15 protein-coding genes and 1 other RNA gene are annotated in these 18,057 nt (G+C 47.0%); 15 read left to right on the top strand and 1 reads right to left on the bottom strand.

Annotation, left to right across the window (positions count from 1 at the left end; all coding sequences use genetic code 11):
- Nucleotides 1–5: 5 nt before the first annotated feature.
- Nucleotides 6–1,556 carry a bifunctional phosphoribosylaminoimidazolecarboxamide formyltransferase/IMP cyclohydrolase gene (gene purH / locus ABDK92_05120; protein ID MEN3186004.1) on the bottom strand — a complete coding sequence of 517 codons (1,551 nt, stop codon included), beginning with the start codon at nt 1,554–1,556 and terminating at the stop codon, nt 6–8.
- A 133-nt stretch (nt 1,557–1,689) separates the two neighbouring features.
- On the opposite strand from purH, the gene rbsK reads away from it, so the two are divergent.
- The 15 genes from rbsK to ABDK92_05045 form a co-directional block, all read left to right on the top strand.
- Entirely contained in the window at nt 1,690–2,658 is a 969-nt protein-coding gene (rbsK, locus tag ABDK92_05115; protein ID MEN3186003.1) for a ribokinase, read from the top strand.
- Complete coding sequence (locus ABDK92_05110) at nt 2,648–3,313, top strand: MgtC/SapB family protein (GenBank protein ID MEN3186002.1); 666 nt, start codon at nt 2,648–2,650, stop codon at nt 3,311–3,313. Before rbsK ends, ABDK92_05110 begins: the two co-directional genes overlap by 11 nt.
- Nucleotides 3,314–3,337: 24 nt before the next feature.
- A complete protein-coding gene (hisS, locus tag ABDK92_05105) occupies nt 3,338–4,630 on the top strand; it encodes a histidine--tRNA ligase (protein ID MEN3186001.1) in 1,293 nt (430 codons plus the stop codon).
- Nucleotides 4,605–6,347, top strand: a complete 1,743-nt coding sequence (gene aspS, locus ABDK92_05100; GenBank protein MEN3186000.1) for an aspartate--tRNA ligase — start codon at nt 4,605–4,607, stop codon at nt 6,345–6,347. Before hisS ends, aspS begins: the two co-directional genes overlap by 26 nt.
- A 56-nt stretch (nt 6,348–6,403) precedes the next feature.
- A non-coding RNA gene (gene ssrS, locus ABDK92_05095) (6S RNA) lies at nt 6,404–6,561 on the top strand.
- A gap of 38 nt (nt 6,562–6,599) precedes the next feature.
- Nucleotides 6,600–8,552, top strand: a complete 1,953-nt coding sequence (locus ABDK92_05090) for a S1 RNA-binding domain-containing protein (GenBank protein ID MEN3185999.1) — start codon at nt 6,600–6,602, stop codon at nt 8,550–8,552.
- Nucleotides 8,549–9,544, top strand: a complete 996-nt coding sequence (locus tag ABDK92_05085) for an ExsB family protein (protein ID MEN3185998.1) — start codon at nt 8,549–8,551, stop codon at nt 9,542–9,544. Before ABDK92_05090 ends, ABDK92_05085 begins: the two co-directional genes overlap by 4 nt.
- A complete protein-coding gene (gene alaS, locus ABDK92_05080; GenBank protein MEN3185997.1) occupies nt 9,544–12,174 on the top strand; it encodes an alanine--tRNA ligase in 2,631 nt (876 codons plus the stop codon). The genes ABDK92_05085 and alaS overlap by 1 nt, the downstream gene beginning before the upstream one ends.
- Nucleotides 12,152–12,553 carry a Holliday junction resolvase RuvX gene (gene ruvX / locus ABDK92_05075; protein ID MEN3185996.1) on the top strand — a complete coding sequence of 134 codons (402 nt, stop codon included), beginning with the start codon at nt 12,152–12,154 and terminating at the stop codon, nt 12,551–12,553. The genes alaS and ruvX overlap by 23 nt, the downstream gene beginning before the upstream one ends.
- Nucleotides 12,550–13,536 carry an endolytic transglycosylase MltG gene (mltG, locus tag ABDK92_05070; protein MEN3185995.1) on the top strand — a complete coding sequence of 329 codons (987 nt, stop codon included), beginning with the start codon at nt 12,550–12,552 and terminating at the stop codon, nt 13,534–13,536. The genes ruvX and mltG overlap by 4 nt, the downstream gene beginning before the upstream one ends.
- On the top strand, nt 13,517–14,035 hold the full coding sequence (locus tag ABDK92_05065; GenBank protein ID MEN3185994.1) for a YqeG family HAD IIIA-type phosphatase: 519 nt from the start codon (nt 13,517–13,519) through the stop codon (nt 14,033–14,035). The genes mltG and ABDK92_05065 overlap by 20 nt, the downstream gene beginning before the upstream one ends.
- The gene (gene aroE, locus ABDK92_05060) at nt 14,032–14,889 is read left to right on the top strand and encodes a shikimate dehydrogenase (GenBank protein MEN3185993.1); all 858 of its coding nucleotides are present in this window, start codon (nt 14,032–14,034) and stop codon (nt 14,887–14,889) included. The genes ABDK92_05065 and aroE overlap by 4 nt, the downstream gene beginning before the upstream one ends.
- A complete protein-coding gene (gspE, locus tag ABDK92_05055; GenBank protein ID MEN3185992.1) occupies nt 14,885–16,576 on the top strand; it encodes a type II secretion system ATPase GspE in 1,692 nt (563 codons plus the stop codon). The genes aroE and gspE overlap by 5 nt, the downstream gene beginning before the upstream one ends.
- A 12-nt stretch (nt 16,577–16,588) precedes the next feature.
- On the top strand, nt 16,589–17,659 hold the full coding sequence (locus ABDK92_05050; GenBank protein MEN3185991.1) for a type IV pilus twitching motility protein PilT: 1,071 nt from the start codon (nt 16,589–16,591) through the stop codon (nt 17,657–17,659).
- The coding region (locus tag ABDK92_05045; GenBank protein ID MEN3185990.1) for a type II secretion system F family protein at nt 17,659–18,057 on the top strand (399 nt) is incomplete at its 3' end. The genes ABDK92_05050 and ABDK92_05045, both read left to right, overlap by 1 nt.

The following is an 18,057-nucleotide window of genomic DNA, read 5'->3' as shown; positions in this document are numbered from 1 at the left end:
GTTTTTCAGTGTTTGAAGTGTCGTACTCCGGTAAAGACCATACTGATGCCCCAACGGTTACAGGCGTCGATGGAATCCTGGTCTCTGATTGAACCACCCGGCTGGATAATGGCTTTGATTTCGCATCTTCCTGCTTCTTCGACAACATCATTGAAGGGAAAGAATGCATCTGAGGCAAGCACAGCTCCTTTCTCCCGTCCCTGAGCCTTTCTTACCGCAATGTACATGGCGTCAATGCGACTCATCTGTCCTGCTCCGATACCAACAGTTTGTCCCTTTTTCGCCAGAACAATGGCATTGGACTTAACGTGTTTGGCAACTTTGAAAGCAAAAAGGAGGTCCTTCCATTCCTCTTCGGAGGGCGATTTTTCGGTGACCACTTGAATGTTTTCTGGCGAACAATCTATCCGGTCACCATCCTGGAAGAGGAATCCACCATCAATTTTTTTCAAATCAACGGGGGAAAATGGTTTGAGGGGTGCCGTAAGGATACGGATTCCCTTTTTACTTTGGAGGAATTCCAAGGCGTCATCGTCGTAAGACGGAGCAATAACCACCTCCAGAAAAAGTTTTTTAAACACCTCGGCACTCCGTAAAGTGACATTTCTATTGAAAGCCACAATACCTCCAAACGCCGAGACGGGGTCACACTGTAGTGCCATTTCTGCGGCGTGAGCTAAATCCTGAGCAGTGGCCACACCACAGGGATTGTTGTGCTTAACGATAACCGTAGCCGGTTCTTCGAATTCTCGAACGGCCGAAAAAGCAGCCTGAACATCGTAGAGGTTATTGAAAGAGAGTTCTTTGTCTTCGTGGAGGATTTTGAGCTCCCTGAAAAAACCAGTCGTATCCAGTGTACAGTCTTCGTAGAGCGCTCCTCTCTGATGAGGATTCTCACCGTAACGGAGCTCGGTTTTCTTGCGCATGACGATGGAAATTTGTTCAGGGAAGCGTTTTTCGTGGTTTGATAATTGTTCCAGATACTGGGCGATATGGGAGTCGTAGAGCGAACTCTTCCAAAATGCCTCAATGGCCCATCGTAGAGACTTCTCTTCTGGGAAGGCGCCGTTATTCTTTTCCATTTCTTCCATTAATTCTTGATACTGCGTAGGCGAAGAAACCACGACCACGTAGCGATGGTTCTTCGCAGAAGCCCGTAGGAGGGTAATTCCTCCAATATCGATTTCTTCCACCACTTTGGAAAGGTCCTTTTCTCCACTTTCCACCATTTTTTCGAAAGGGTAGAGATTACACACCACCAAGTCAATGGGCTGGATGTTATGTTTGACCAGGTCTGTCATGTCCGAGGGAAAACCTCGCCGGGCCAGAATTCCACCCTCAATGACCGGATGCAGGGTTTTGACCCGTCCTCCTAAAATTTCTGGGAAACCGGTCAGATCTGATACTTCTTGAACCCCTATTCCCAGACTACGGATAAATCGGGCTGTGCCTCCAGTGGCGACGATCTTAACACCTTTCTCAGATAGGAAACGGGCCAGTTGGTCTAAGTTGCTTTTATCAGAAACACTCACCAGGGCAGTATGTATTGGGATCATGTTCTCACCTTCCCCGAAAAATTTTGAATCGCTTTCATTCTACCTTACTGGTGTGGATTTGCAACTAAGGAATTTTGGTGATATTCCCTGAAAAGACTATAATAGGTACCGTAAAAGTTTCTCAGTAAGGGAGGTGCCACCGTTGCAGAAACCCCGAATCCTGGTTATAGGGAGTCTAAATCTGGACATGGTTTTAAAAATTAACCGGATGCCCGAAGTTGGCGAAAACCTCTTCGCCAGAGGCTTTTCTATGTTCCCTGGAGGGAAGGGAAATAACCAGGCTATTGCCTGTGCGCGCCTTGGAGCATGGGTGAGCATGATTGGCAAAGTAGGAGATGATGAATTTGGAGATCGCTTGCTCCTTAATCTCGAACAGGAAAACGTGGATTTTCATTTCGTCACCCGGAAACCACTAACTCATACCGGCCTGGCTTTCATCTTCGTAGATGAAAACGGTGAAAACCGTATCCTCGTTGCTCCTGGAGCGAACATGGAACTATCGGTGGAGGACATTGACGGGGCTACGGAACTCTTCAAATCTTCCGATTTTCTCCTCCTGCAGCTCGAGATTCCTAAGGAAGTGGTGTGGAAATCGATAGAAAATGCCCACCGGTACGGGGTACGAGTGGTGCTCAATCCTGCACCAGCGCAGCCTTTCCCTATAGAAATTTTGTCTTCAGATGATATAATTACTCCAAATAAATACGAGGCGGAAGTTTTAAGTGGAATAGAAATTAACTCTCTCGAAAAAGCCAAGGAAGCCATCAACACTCTTGGAAAACGTTGCAAGGCGCGAGCTGTGATTACGTTGGGAGAACAAGGAGCCATGGCAGCTTACGAAGACGGGAAATTCATTTATCTTCCCCCGAGAGCGATCAAAGTGGAAGATACCACCGCCGCAGGGGATGCATTTAATGCTGGTCTTGTTATGGGCATTGGAATGGGTAAAAGCTGGCTTGAGGCACTGAAGCTAGCCAATACTGCAGGAGCAATTGCCTGTACGAGAATTGGAGCTCAGAGTGCTCTTCCACACATGCGAGATATTGAAAAATTCGTCGAAAAAGCTGGGGATGGTGAGGTACAGATTATCGATGGAGATTAACCTTTTGACCAACGAATATACCCACTTTATTGTAAGGCTGCTTGCGGCTTTTTTTGCCGGTGGGCTTATCGGATGGCAAAGAGAACTGGCTGAGAAGCCAGCAGGTCTTCGGACTCACATTCTAGTTTGTGTTGGTTCTGCCCTTATTACTCTTATTTCGATCTTCGCGTTTGAGAAGATGGGTTCTGACCCAGCCCGCATCACCGCTCAAATTGTAAGCGGTATTGGATTTCTGGGAGCAGGTACGATCTTTCGATACGGTCCATCGGTAACCGGTCTTACTACAGCAGCCAGCCTCTGGGCGGTGAGTGGTATTGGGATTGCTCTGGGCTCAGGATTGTTTTTCGCTGGTTTCGTCAGCGCCGGTCTTATCTTTGTGACGCTCTGGCTTCTTGAATATCTTGAGGAAAGGTTTATCAAAAAAGGAGTTCTGGTACTTCGACTTTCCATTCTGAACCAGCCAGGTGTGCTGGGCCAAATTGGAACAAAGTTAGGTGAGCTAGGCGTTAACATTGAAAAAATAAGGCTTCGGGAGGAAAAAGGAGGGCGTATGGACTGCAGGTTGCAGATTGTTCTGTCTCCTTCACAGACCGTGACGCAGTTAATTTCTGTATTTCAGGAGATAGAAACTGTGAAGGAAGTGGAAATACTCTAAAGACTAGGAGGACAGAGGGAAGCGATGCCTCAATTAAAAGTCCCTAAAGGAACAAGAGATATTTTGGGTCGTGAAATTCATCTTTGGAGGAGGATTGAAGAAACAGTATATAGTGTAGCTCGGTTCTTTGGATATCAGGAAATTCGAACCCCAGTTTTCGAAAGTACCGAACTCTTTGCTCGAGGGGTAGGAGAAGGAACGGATATCGTTCAGAAAGAGATGTACACCTTTTTGGACAAGGGAGGTAGAAGCCTTACTCTTCGTCCGGAAGGAACTGCGCCGGTAATGAGAGCATACCTGGAACAAAGGTTTGCGGTACATGAACCACGGGTAAAGTGGTTTTACCTGGGACCGATGTTCCGCTATGAACGACCCCAGGCTGGGAGAATGAGGCAATTTCATCAGTTTGGCTTTGAGGCGATTGGTTTCGAAAGCTCAGCCTGTGATGCCGAAGTCATTCTTATTGCCTGGACAATATATGAAAAACTGGGTTTAAGAAAACTTTCTCTGGAAATCAACAGTTTAGGATGTGACTGCTGTAAACCAGCTTACGTTGAGGCACTGAAAAATTTCTTCCAAGAGAGGAGTGACGAGCTCTGCTCCAACTGTCAAAACCGGTTAGAGAGGAATCCTCTGAGGATTCTGGACTGTAAGGTTGAAACCTGCCAGGCAGTTTTGCGGTCGACTGCCTTTCCCAACTTGCAGGATTTTCTCTGTGGCGATTGTCGCAAGCACCAGGAGGAACTCCTTCAAACTTTAACCACTTTGAGTATTCCCTTTACTGTCAACCCTTATCTAGTGCGCGGACTTGATTACTATACAAGAACTGCTTTTGAAGTGAAAACTGGGGAATTGGGTGCTCAGGACGCTGTAGGGGGTGGAGGACGATATGACAATCTCTCCCAAGCCCTGGGGGACCAGAGAGTACCAGGGGTGGGATTCGCCGCAGGTATGGAACGGATTGTGTTACTCCTTCAAAAGGAAGAGAAAAACGTTGCTCCAGAGCATTTTGGGGTGTACCTTGCTCCTCTCGGCAAGGAAAGTGAAAAACACCTTTTGGTCTTGAGCAGGCTCCTGTTAGAGCATAGAGTTCCTTTCTATACGGAATTTGCCGATAAAGCGCTTAAGTACCATCTGAAGAGAGCCCAAAAGGTGGGAGTTCGCTGGGTGATTATACTTGGAGAAGAAGAAATCCAGAAATCTGTCTTTCTTCTCAAGGATATGGTTTCAGGAGAGCAGGTTTCTCTCTCACAGGAAGAACTTTTAAAAAAGTTACAGGAGGAGATTTCCATTGTTGAGAACACATACTTGTGGTGAACTGCGGAAAGAACACATTGGTAAAGAGGTGACTTTGGCTGGCTGGGTTAATCGGATTCGAGACCATGGAGGCATTGTTTTTGTTGATCTCAGAGATCGCTTTGGTATTACACAGATTGTTTTAGACTCTAACCAAAGGGAGATTTACGCTGAATCCCTGAAACTTAAACCAGAGTATGTTATCCAGGTAAAAGGCATGGTACGAGCAAGACCCGAGGGACTCGTTAATCCTAAGATTCCCACTGGAGCAATTGAGGTAGAGGTGAAAGCACTGAAGACGCTCTCTACTTCCGAGCTTCTTCCCTTTGAAATTGATGGAAAGAAAGAGATTGACGAAGCACTTCGGCTCCGATACAGATACCTCGATTTGCGACGTCCGAAAATGCGGGATAATATCATACTCCGTCATCGAGCCGCCCAGAACATACGTTATTATCTGAGTAGAGAGGGATTTGTAGAAGTGGAAACACCTTTCCTTACCAAAAGCACGCCTGAGGGTGCCAGAGATTTTCTGGTTCCCAGTCGTTTAAATCCGGGTGCGTTTTATGCCCTCCCTCAATCTCCTCAACTTTTCAAGCAGATGCTCATGGTTGCTGGTTTTGATCGCTATTTCCAAATCGTTCGCTGTTTTCGCGACGAAGATTTGCGTTCCGACCGACAGCCTGAATTTACGCAGATCGATATTGAAATGTCCTTTGTAGATTCGCTCGACGTAATGCGTCTTACCGAGAATATGGTTGCCTATCTTTTTAAAGAAGTCCTGGGACATGATGTAGAGGTTCCCTTCCCAGTTCTCCGATATCATGAAGCTATGGAAAAGTACGGCGTGGATAAGCCTGACTTGAGAATCCCGGTTACCATTGATGACCTCACCGAGATTTTTCAGGGAGAGTCATTTCCATCTCAGAAAGATCAGGGAATCCTGGTTAAGGCTCTGTTTTTCCCGGAAGGAGAGGTACTCTCTCGTAAAAAACTTGACGCGCTGGCTCAGGAAGCAAAGGGTAAGAATTTGACGCTATCATGGGTGAAGGGTTCAACCACCGAGTGGACTTCTCCCTTGAAGGGTAAGTTAAAGGAGTCGACATTTGCAGAACTTTTTGCTCAATATCAGTTTCAGAAAAACTCGGTACTCCTTTTGGTTTCTGGGGAAAAGGATTCGCTTCTTGAATTCATGGGCAATGTCCGTTTGCAAATTGGAAAGGAAAGCGTACGTGCTGGTGATTTCCAATTTTGCTGGGTGGTTGATTTTCCGCTTTTTGAATGGAATGAGGAAGAAAAACGTTGGGATTCAGTCCACCATCCTTTTACTGCACCACTCGACGGAGATCTTTCCCTCTTAGAAGATAATCCTTCCTTAGTGCGAGCAAAAGCCTACGATGTAGTCCTTAATGGATACGAAGTGGGGGGAGGGAGTATCAGAATTCATGATACCAACCTTCAGCAGAAAATTTTCCGGCTTCTAAATCTGAATGAGCAGGCCATTCAGGAAAAATTTGGGTTCTTCGTTGAAGCGCTTCGATATGGCTGCCCTCCTCATGGGGGAATTGCTCTAGGATTTGATCGGTTAGTTATGCTCATGTGTGGCGAAGATTCCATCCGGGAGGTCATTCCTTTCCCCAAAACTCAGAAGGGGGTGTGTCTTTTAACTGGCGCACCATCTAAGGTGGAAGAGGAGCAACTCAAAGTTTTAGGAATACGTATTGCAGAGAAAATTTGAAAAAATATTGTTCTTGTGCTATTATGTTTTTGCAGTCAAAAAAGGATAATCGGTTCGTGACCCTGCTTTGTTGGTGATGCCAAAGAAGGCTTTGACCCAACACCCTTGTCTCGGGAACCCGAACGTCAGGTAAACCAAGGTTTACTTGAGAGGGTACCCACCTTTTTGAGGACGAGGATCAAAGCGGTTGGCACACCGCAAAAGCGGGGTCACATATTGTGAGTACGGAAACCGAGGAAGGAGTGCGTGAAGGTGGAAAACGAAAACGTACAAGAACAGACCATGGACTTCCTGAACGAAAACCTGGACCAAATCCGCGTGGTAAAACCTGGAGAACTGATCAAAGGTAAAGTGGTTAAAAAGGGCGAAGAGGGGTATTTCGTCAACATTAACTATAAAGCAGAAGGAATTCTTCCCTTTAAAGAAAGGGCTCAAGGAAGAGAAGGGGAAGTTGAAAATCAGTTAGAAGAAGGGGAAGAAGTCTGGACTATTGTTACCCAGATTGACGATCAAGGCTATATATGGCTTTCTCGAGAACAGGCCCGCTATCATGGTGCCTGGATTGATATAGAAGAGAGCAAGGAAAAGGGGAAAATTTTAAATGCTAAAGTAAAAAAGAAGGTTAAGGGTGGCCTCATTGTAGATGTGGGGATTAATGCTTTTCTTCCTGCTTCCTGTGTTGATTTGACGCCCCGGAATCTGGATGAATTCCTGGATCAACCCATTCAAGTTAGGGTTATTGAGGCTGACCGTCGCAGCCGCAACGTGGTGGTTTCTCGTAAAGTAGTTCTGGAAGAAGAATTAAATCGTCGTAAACAGGAAACCATTGCTTCCTTGAAGGTTGGTCAAGTTCGCAAGGGAATTGTTCGTAATATCACCAGCTTCGGCGTTTTCGTAGACCTTGGTGGTATTGATGGACTTCTCCATGTATCCGAGGTATCCTGGGGGAAAGTGGGAAAACTGGAGGAACTCTTCCAGAAGGGCCAGGAAATAGAAGCCAAAGTCATTGCCTGGAATCCTGAAAAAGAAGAGATATCGCTGAGCCTCAAACGGCTTACTCCAGATCCATGGGAGAATATAGCAGAAAAAGTCAAACCTGGGGAAATCATCAAAGGTAAGGTGGTTTCCCTCAAGGATTTTGGAGTATTTGTGGAGGTTGAAGAGGGGTTAGAAGGACTCATTCATATCTCTGACCTTTCCTGGGGTTATGTGAAACATCCCCGGGAAGTGGTAAAGGTGGGAGATATTGTGGAAGCCCGGGTTCTCGAAATCGATAAAGAAAAAAAGAGAATTTCTCTGGGTCTCAAACAGGTCTTTCCCGATCCCTGGGAAAGCATAGAAGAAAGATATCCTCTGGGGAGCCAGATTAAGGTTAAAGTCAATAAGTTGAACACCCGTGGAGCACTGGTAGAAATAGAAGAAGGAATTGAAGGGAGAATTCCCCTAGAGGAACTTTCCTGGAAACGGGTAAGCCGGGTGAACGAAGTCTTGCGTAGGAACCAGTTGGTTGATGCTAAAGTCATCGCCATCGACCGGCAAAATCGACAATTCATTTTAAGCTTAAGACAACTCCGTCCCAGCCCTTGGGATGAGATTAAAGCCCGATTGAAAGTGGGAGACATGGTGGAAGGTCATATTCAAAGGTTAATGAACTTTGGTGCTTTTGTGGAGCTGTCTCCAGAAGTGGAAGCTCTACTTCCACTTTCAGAAATCAATTGGGAACCACTGAAACACCCTAGTCAGGTTTTGCGAAAGGGCCAGACTCTGCAGTTGAAAATCATCGAGTTTAAGCCAGAAGAACAGAGGATTGTGGTGAGTCGAAAGGCTTTGCTTCCTGACCCCTGGGAAAGTGTGAAAAACCGATATCCAGTTGGAAGCATTCATGAAGGAAAAGTAGTACGAGTAGTCGATTTTGGGGCCTTTGTGGAACTGGAGGAGGGATGGGATGGGCTGGTTCATATTTCCGAAATATCGGAGCAGAGGATCTCCGCTCCTTCCGAAGTTCTTAAAGAGGGTGAAAGGGTCAAGGTTAAAGTCATCAAGCTGGACGATGGAGAAAGAAAAATTGGTTTGAGCATCAAACAGGCACTGAAAGATGAAGAAGAAAAGGAACAACGTGAACACGCTACGCCAAATGGAAAGGTAACCTTGGGAGACGTTATCGGAGAGAAGCTTACCAACATCTTGCATAATCTCAAAAAATGACACTTTCCATTCGTGCGGATTCACCTTTGTCTTTAGCTGAAACGCTGATTGCGGAAATTCGAGCAATCAGCGTTTCGTTTTCCAAAGTGGTGGTGGCACTTTCAGGAGGTCTGGATAGCACCGTTGCCCTGTTCCTTTCACTTTTGGCTTTGGGGAAAAGTAAAGTTATCGCCTGTACCGTGGATTGGGGAGAATATTTTCCAGAAAAAGCTCGGCGTCAGGTCCTTTTTCTGCGAGATTATTTTGATGTTTCACATTGCTTCTTGCCAGGAAAGTCAATCCTTGAAGAAATAGCCAGAGGTGGCCCATCATGCAATCTCTGCACCAAGAAGGCCAAATTGGGAACCATTCGAAACCATTTCGGAAATGGTGTTCTCATCGTGGGTGGTGCTAACCAGAGCGATAGTTGGGGAAAACGTGGCATGAGGTTTCTTTTCAATACGTATTCTCCTCTTTTTGACTTAGAAAAGGAGGAAATTCAGAGTCTTGCTTCCTTCTTTCACCTGCCGGTGCAAAGAATTGGAGAACATCGCTTACGTGAAGGGTGCCTTTTAAAACACCTATTAAAGCCGCTCGTTTCCCCATATCATACTCAGGCAGTGGTAAGAAGCAATGAAATCCTCTGGCGGGTTCTCAATGAAGCAGCTTTTGAAAGGAACATAGCGAATGTGAAAATTGTCGGTCCCTTGCGCACAAATCAAGCACTCGTCAATATTCAGCCACTTCCACCCCAGCGTTTGCGAGAGAAAATCGACGATGCCCTGAGTAGGCTTCCTGAAATCGATGGAGTAATTTGGATTGATGAGCCGGTGACGCTGGTAGTCAGGACGAATCCTGGACAGTACCATAACATCGACACACTTTTCTGGTTAGAAAAGGGCCGGCTACAGCCTGATTTTGCCTTCCCGATAAGGGTAAAATGGATGTACTCTTCCAATCGCCGCTTACGGACATTTCAAGTGGTAGAATGCATAAAAGGAGCGACTGGGTAATGAAAAGTAGTGAAATCCGAGAGGCTTTTCTGAACTTTTTTGTTGAAAGGGGACATGAGCGTCTGGCCAGCGCTTCGCTCATTCCTGACGATCCCACCCTTCTTCTTACCATTGCAGGAATGGTGCCTTTTAAACCTATCTTTCTGGGGAAAGTACGTTCTCCATTTAAAAGGGTCTGTACCGTGCAAAAATGTGTGCGGGTCAGTGACCTGGACAGGGTTGGCTATACTTCCCGTCATCATACCTTTTTTGAGATGTTAGGCAACTTTTCTTTTGGCGACTATTTTAAAAAGGAAGCCTGCCAGTGGGCCTGGGAGTTTCTGACGCAGAATTTGGGATTGCCTCCCGAAAAGCTTTGGGTTTCGGTACACCAAAAGGACCATGAGACCTTTTCCATCTGGCAAGAAGTGGTAGGAATCCCCGAGAAAAAAATCGTCCATCTTGGAGATGAGGACAATTTCTGGTCCTCAGGGCCGGTGGGGCCCTGTGGGTACTGCTCGGAGATTTACTGTGACACCGGATTACAGCGAGGATGCGGAAAACCTGATTGTAAGCCAGGTTGTGATTGTGACCGATACCTTGAAATCTGGAATCTGGTATTCATGGAATTCGACCGCCAAGGCGATGGAACCCTTTTTGAACTTCCCCGTAAAAACATCGATACGGGAATGGGCCTAGAACGGATTGCCTCAGTCATGCAAAATGCAGAAACGAATTTTGAAACGGATCTCTTTCAGCCCATTATCGAGGCTTTGGAAAAGATGTCCGGAGAAAGATATGGCCCTCCCGAGACAAAGCCATTTTTCCGCATCATTGCCGACCACGTAAGAGCTATCACTTTTCTTGTGGCAGACGGTGTGTATCCGGCGAACGAAGGACGAGGGTATGTCCTCCGGCGCCTCATCCGTCGGGCTTATCGTCAGGGGAAAAAACTCACCCTGACTCGGCCCTTCCTATATGAACTCTCTTTCACGGTTATCGGGACCATGGGTGTGGCCTACCCGGAACTCCGCCACAAAGAACGGCTCATCTCGCAGATTGTTTTCCAAGAAGAGAAACGATTTGAAGAGACCATGTCTTTGGGTATGGAGTATCTGGGAAAAATACTCCAGGAACGAAGGGCCTCCGGAACCAAACAACTCTCGGGAGTCGAGATTTTTAAACTCTACGATACCTATGGGTTTCCCCCTGACCTTACTCGAGAAATTCTCACCGAAGAAGGTTTTTCATACCAAGAAGAAGAATTTGAAGAGGAAATGCGCAAGCAAAAAGAGCGAGCTCGTCAAGCCCATGAAATGAAAGCTGAAGAGCTGAGGGGTAAAAAGAAACTGGAAGAACTCTTCCGAGGTTTTGAGACAACCTTTACCGGCTATGAATGCCAGGAAACCGAGGGGAAGGTGCTGGCCCTTGTAGGCGGGGAGGATTTTCTGGAAGCAGTGCAAAGTGGCAACAGGGTAACGATAATTCTGGACCAAACTCCTTTCTATCCTGAAAAGGGGGGACAGGAGTGGGATACGGGATGGATTTTCGGACCCTCTGGAAGAGTGGAAATCCAGAAAGTTCTGAGCCCTTTGCCTAACCTCATCGTTCACGAAGGTGTGGTGCGGGATGGGACGATAAAGTCTGGAGAACAAGTAAAAGCCGTTATCAATACAAAGCGCCGCAAGTTGCTTGAGACGCATCACAGTGTCACACACCTTCTCCACCAAGCGCTGCGGGAAATCCTGGGAGAACAGGTAAAGCAGGCTGGTTCTCATGTAGCCGAAGAAGGGTTACGCTTTGACTTCACCCATTTTGCCCCTCTCTCGCCTCGAGAACTTGAAGAAGTAGAATCCCGGGTTAATACTCAGATTCTTGCCGCTCTCCCAGTATGCATTTCGTACTCTACTCTGGAGGAAATTCAGAGGCGAAAAATCGTCGCACTCTTTGAGGAAAAATACGAAAGCGTGGTGCGAATTGTACGAATGGGGAATTATTCTGCCGAACTCTGCGGTGGAACGCATTTGCGCAACACCAGTGAAGCTGGCCTCTTTAAAATTGTGTCGGAGAGTAGCATCGGATCCGGTTTAAGAAGAATTGAGGCTGTGGCTGGTGCAAAAGCTCTCGAATTATTAAGCCGCCGGGAGAAAATCCTCGCTGAGGTTCAGAAGTCTACGGGAATCAATGCGGAAAATCTTTCGTCTTTCATAGAGAAACTGGAAGAGGAAAACAGGAAACTGAGAAAGGCTCTGCGCCGAATGGAAAAAGAAAAGCTGGTTCGGGATGTAGTCACTCTTGCTCAGCGTGAAGGAGAAAAATTCCTCATAGTCTGTCTTCTTCGAGAAACCACTCTTGACCTAAACCAACTCAAAGAAGTGGTTGACGAGGTACGTCACCAAAGGCTCGAAAAAGTGATGATTCTGGGCCTCCTCCAGGATGGTCGTATTCAGGGGGTTGCAGCAGGGCTGGGAAGATTTGAAAAGCTAAACCTCAGCAATGTCATCAAAGCGGTGATGAAAAACTTTGGAGGGGGTGGAGGAGGGAAACCCCATCTTGCCCAGTTCGGTGGATTACTAGAGAAGGATTGGGAATCCTTCCTTTCCAGGGTAGAGGAATTACTTGGTCACCATGAAAAGGATTCTGGCACTTGATATCGGAGAAAGACGCATCGGGGTAGCCTTTAATCGTGGGGGTCCTATCGCCTTCCCCTATGGAACTCTAGAAGAAAAAGGGCTGAGGTTTTTGCTTTGCCTTGCCCGAGAACTTGGTGCTGAAGAAATCGTCCTTGGCTGGCCACTCCGCACCGATGGTCTGGTCGGTGAAAAGGCAAAAAAAATCCAGGCTCTCAAAGAGGCTATGGAGAAAGAATTCCCTGGAAAGATAGTCCTTTGGGATGAACGTTTTTCCACTAAAGAGGTGGAAAAACGGCTCATCGAAGCTGGAGTAAAGCGGAAAAGGCGAAAAGAAACCGTCGATCAACTTGCGGCAGCACTGATTTTGCAGAATTATCTTGACAGAGGAGGACAATGAAACCCCGATACTTTATCTTTTTATGCTGGACATGGGTTCTCTGTATATGGTTAAAGATGGCGTTCTACGAAGACTTGGAAAAAGGGGTAGCACACACAGTTTTTATTCCCAAAGGTGCTCCGATTTTAAGAGTTGCCTTTATTTTAGAACGTGAGGGTATCGCCTCCGGACGCCTTTTCCTTCTCTTTATGTTTCTCACCCAGAAAGAAAAAGTCGTTGCTGGGTCCTATCGCATCCCACCCGGACGATCCATTCACAGGATTGCTCAGGAACTGGAAAATGGTCCACCCCAGGAGAAAGTGACCTTTCCAGAGGGATTGACCTCAATGCAGATGAGCAAAATCCTTGAAGAAAAGGGAATATGCAGTGGCGAAGCATATCTCCAATTTGTGGCCCATCCTGAAATTTTTCAAAAAAGATGGTTACAGGGAGTTTCTCATCTTGAGGGTTTCCTCTTTCCTGACACATATTACATTTCCCTCTCTTCTTCTCCCCAGGAAGTTGTTGAAATGCAGCTTGAACAGTTTGAAAGGTTGGTTCTCCCTCTTTATGAGAGAAGTTCTACCAGACTTTCTCTTAACGAAGTGGTTATTCTGGCTTCCGTTGTGGAAAAAGAAGCAAGCGATGACGCAGAAAAACCGTATGTGGCTTCAGTTTTTTTAAACCGCTTGCAAAAGGGAATGCGGCTTCAGTCCTGTGCCACAGTGGTATACGCACATTACTGGGAGAGAGGAGTGTATCGGGAAAGCTTGAGTACGGAGGACCTCCAGATCGATTCTCCCTTTAATACCTATCTCTATAGGGGCCTTCCACCCCAGGCCATTGGGAACGCTGGCCTTGAAGCGATTCGAGCAATCCTTTTTCCGGAAAAGACCGATTACCTTTACTTTGTCCTTCAGGAGAACGGGAAACACAGTTTTTCCACCAATTACGAAGAACATCTGAGAAAAAAGGGAGACCGCAATGGCAACGTTGGAAAATAGGGGTTTCTGGAAGCGTTTCCTTCCAAATCTCTATGTGAACGATTTATCGCAGATATCCCTCGAGTTCCTGAGGGAGAAGGGCGTTAAGGGATTGATTCTCGACTTAGATAACACCTTAGTGGCCTGGAATCAGTACGAACTTCCTCCCCAGACTGTTAATTGGGTCAGAAAAGCCAAAGAAATGGGATTTCTGGTATTCATCGTTTCCAATGCCTTGGAAGAACGGGTCCAGTATTTTTCCTGGGCCCTCGGTATTCCCGGTATTTCTAAAGCGCAAAAACCCCGTCGCTCGGCATTACGCAGCGCCATACTCAGAATGAACCTTTCTCTTCCCGAGGTAGCGGTGATTGGTGACCAAATGCTTACCGATGTGTGGGGTGGAAACCGCCTGGGGATCTACACCATTCTGGTCCGACCCATTAACCCCAAAGAGTTTTTTTTCACTCGGATAGGAAGGATGTTTGAACGAATGGTCTTGCGGAGGTTCTCTCTGCGATGATTGATTCTCGAGTTCGGTTGCTGGCTCTCATTGGTCATCCGGTATCACATTCCCTTTCTCCCTTTTTCCAAAACGCCGCGCTTCAGTTTCTGGGACTTCCATTTGTGTATCTTGCTTTCGATATCCTCCCTAAGGATCTTTTCAAAGCCGTTGAAGCCATGAAAACATTAAACGTGCGGGGTTTTAATGTGACTATCCCCCATAAAGAAAGGATATGTTCTCTTCTTGATCACCTGGAAGAAGAAGCAAGAATCGTTCAGGCAGTGAACACAGTGGTGAATGAAGAGGGTCGACTTCTGGGGTATAATACGGATATATATGGTTTTGAAAGGAGTATGGAAGAGGAAAGAGCAAGCGTCAAGGGGAAAAATGTCCTTCTTCTTGGAGCTGGGGGAGTGAGTCGGGCTATCATGTTTGTTCTGAGAAAAAAGGAAATTGCTTCGCTGGTCATCGCTAACCGTACCCCACAACGAGCACAGGAGCTCCTTCTTTTTGCGCAGGGGCTCTTTTCTTTTCCGGTAAAGGTTGTTTCCTGGGAAAGCGCAATGAAAGGGGAAGGAGAACATTTGGAGAGAGTGGATGTCATTATCAACGCTACTTCTCTAGGAATAAAGGGAGAAAATATCCCCCTTAATTGGCATAAATTTTCATCCTGCTCTTTAGCGATAGACGTAGTGTACCGAAAAGAGAGCGAAACTGCCTTGGTAATCGAAGCGCGCAGCAGAGGAATTCATGGCTTCAGCGGAAAGTCCATGCTCCTTTATCAGGGCGTCAGAAGTTTTGAGCTTTTTACCAATCATGCTGCTCCCGTAAAAGTCATGAAAAAGGTTCTTGAGGAGGGACAAAAAAATTAACGGTCAAAAATTAGGGGAGATTTTGATCCAGCAAGGGAAAATCACCCCAGATAAACTCAAGGAAGCTCTGGAGATTCAGGAACGGACCGGCGAAAGATTGGGAGAAGTCCTTCAGAAGATGTACGCTATACAAGAGAGGGAAGTCTACGAGGCCCTGGCAAAACAACTGGGAACACTCTATATCGAACTTGATAAGTACGTCATTGACCCTAAGGTGGTCACCAGGCTTCCGGAAAAATTCTGCCGTCAGCATCAGGTGGTTCCTGTAGCTGAGGAAAATGGGGCGATTATTCTCGCTATGGTGAACCCCGTGGACATCATGACCATCGACCGGGTTCGCCTCATGACCAAAAAAGAAGTAAAACCGGCTATCGCTCCTCCCCAGGAAATTGAACGGATTCTCAATGCCTACTATGGGGTAGTTGAATCGGTAGACGACCTCTTTAAGGAAGCAGAAGTCAAGGAGGGACTCTTTATCCCTTCTGAGGAGGAAGAAATCAAAATCGACCAGCTTAAAGCCCTGGGTGAAGAAGCCCCTATCGTGCGGGTAGTTAACATGGTTATTCTCCAAGCCATCCGTTCTGGTGCCAGCGACATTCACATCGAACCCCAGGAAGAGCAGGTCCGGATTCGATTTCGCATTGACGGCATCCTCCGAGATGTGACTTCTACTTCTATTAAGGTCCATCCGGCTCTGGTATCCCGAATCAAAATCCTATCCCGGATGAACATCGCCGAAAGGCGTCTTCCTCAAGATGGACGTTTTCAGGTGACCATGGATGGTCGCAACATCGACTTCCGGGTTGCGTCACTTCCCACTATCTTTGGTGAAAAAATTGTTATGCGTATCCTTGATAAATCAGCTATTCTTCTTGATCTTGATCACTTGGGTTTTGATCCGGAAGACCTCACCAAAATCTACCGTCTTATTCAGCACCCCTATGGGATGATCCTCCTCACCGGTCCTACAGGAAGCGGAAAAACCACCACCCTCTATTCAGCTCTCAACTACATCAATAAACCCGACCTTAATATCATAACCATTGAAGACCCGGTGGAGTACAGGCTTGCAGGCATTAACCAGGTCCAGGTTAAACCCAAGATTGGACTCACCTTTGCCAATACGTTGAGAGCCATTATGCGCCAAGATCCCGATGTCATCATGGTGGGGGAAATTCGAGACCGTGAAACGGCTGAAATTGCCATTCACGCTGCTCTCACCGGACATCTTGTTTTTTCCACCCTGCACACGAACACTGCTGCTGGAGCTGTGGTACGCCTGCAGGAAATGGGAGTGGCTTCATACCTCATTGCTTCTTCGGTGATCGGGGTTATTGCCCAGCGCCTGGTGCGACGAATATGTCAGGCCTGCAAGGTGGGGTTTGAAGTCAAAGGAAGTGTTGCTGAAGAACTTACCGGAGGAAAGGAAGAACGTTTGGTCCTTTACCGTGGCAAAGGCTGTAATCTCTGCAATAACACCGGTTACAAAGGTCGGACGGCGGTCACCGAAATTTTTATTATCGATGACGACTTTCGGCAGTTAATCCTCCGTAATGCTATTGAGAAAGACCTCATGGAACTTGCCCGGAATAAAGGAATGAAAACCTTGCGAGAAAACGCGGTACAAAAGGTCCTTCAGGGTGTGACTACCCTGGAAGAAATGTATCGAGTTACCACAGATATCTAAGGAAGAAGAAGAATGGAGTTCAATATTCAAGAATTACTCCAGAAAGTATTTGAGAAAAAGGCTTCTGACCTTCACCTCACAGTTGGAGTTCCACCCGTTTTTCGGATTCATGGTCAGCTCTCCTTCGCTAAGGAGTATCAACCCCTTCGACCAAAAGATACGGAAAACCTTACTCAAGTGCTTCTTGGGGAAGAACGCTGGCAGAAATTCCTTAAAGAAAAAGAGGCCGACTTTTCGCTGGGGATTCCGAACATTGGTCGGTTTCGAGTGAATACCTATTTTCAGCGGGGTTCAATCGGCATTGCCATCCGGGCGTTGAGCTATGTTATTCCTTCCATGGAGGAACTCCATCTTCCCAAGGAAATCCTTCAAAAAATGGCTCTCCTGCCCCGGGGGTTAATCCTTGTTACCGGTCCAACCGGGAGCGGGAAATCAACTACTCTTGCTTCCATGATTGATTATGTCAATGAAAACCGTTCCTGCCATATCATTACCATTGAAGACCCCATCGAGTATCTCCACACTCATAAGAAGAGTATCATCAACCAGCGGGAGGTGGGAGCCGATACCCCCTCCTTTGAAAGCGCCCTGGTACATGCTCTGCGGGAGGATCCCGATGTGATTCTGGTTGGTGAGATGCGTAACCTCGAAACCATTGCCATTGCTCTTACTGCCGCTGAAACCGGGCACCTAGTCATGGCTACCCTTCATACCAATAACGCTCCACAAACCATCGACCGTATCGTGGATGTATTCCCACCTCATCAACAAACTCAGATCCGGATTCAGCTCGCCGGCGCCATTCAGGGAATTGTTGCACAGCAGCTACTGCCCTTGGCCGCTGGCCAAGGGCGCATTCCAGCCATTGAAGTCATGATTGCCAACAATGCCATCCGTAATCTCATCCGGGAAGGCAAAACGTACCAGATTTACAGTGTCATGCAGACTTCTCTCGCTGAAGGGATGATCACTATGGACCGGGCCCTTTTTGAACTCTATAAGCGGGGTCTTATCAGCTGGGATGAAGCCTATAACCGGGCTATCGATCCCAAAGAGTTTGCCACCTGGAGGAATCGATTCTGATGCCGGTTTATGCCTATAAAGCCCGCGATCGTCAGGGTAAACCCAGTGAGGGAACCATTGAAGCCCAGAATATCAAAGAGGCTGCAAGCCACCTCAGAGAAAGGGGATTCTTCGTTACCGCCCTTTCTGAGGAAAGCTTGCCTCTTCCTCTTTCCCGTAAAGAAACCACCCTTTTCTCCAGCCTCAGGATGGGGCGGGTCAGGCTCCAGGACCTTGCGAACTTTGCCCGAGGCATTGCCACCATGCTTGAAGCTGGTGTTCCCCTCCTTTCAGCCCTGCGGAGTATTGCCAAACAACTCAGCAACCTCAACTTTGTTGTTACCATCGAAGAAATCGCCAACAAAATTGAACGGGGGTACTCTCTGTCCCAAGCCCTTGCCGATTATCCCAAAACCTTC

Source organism: Atribacterota bacterium (genome assembly GCA_039638595.1).
Taxonomy (GTDB): domain Bacteria; phylum Atribacterota; class Atribacteria; order Atribacterales; family Caldatribacteriaceae; genus Profundicultor; species Profundicultor thermophilus.
Note: the sequence above shows the minus strand (reverse complement) of the source record. Positions and strands in the feature narration are given on the sequence as shown.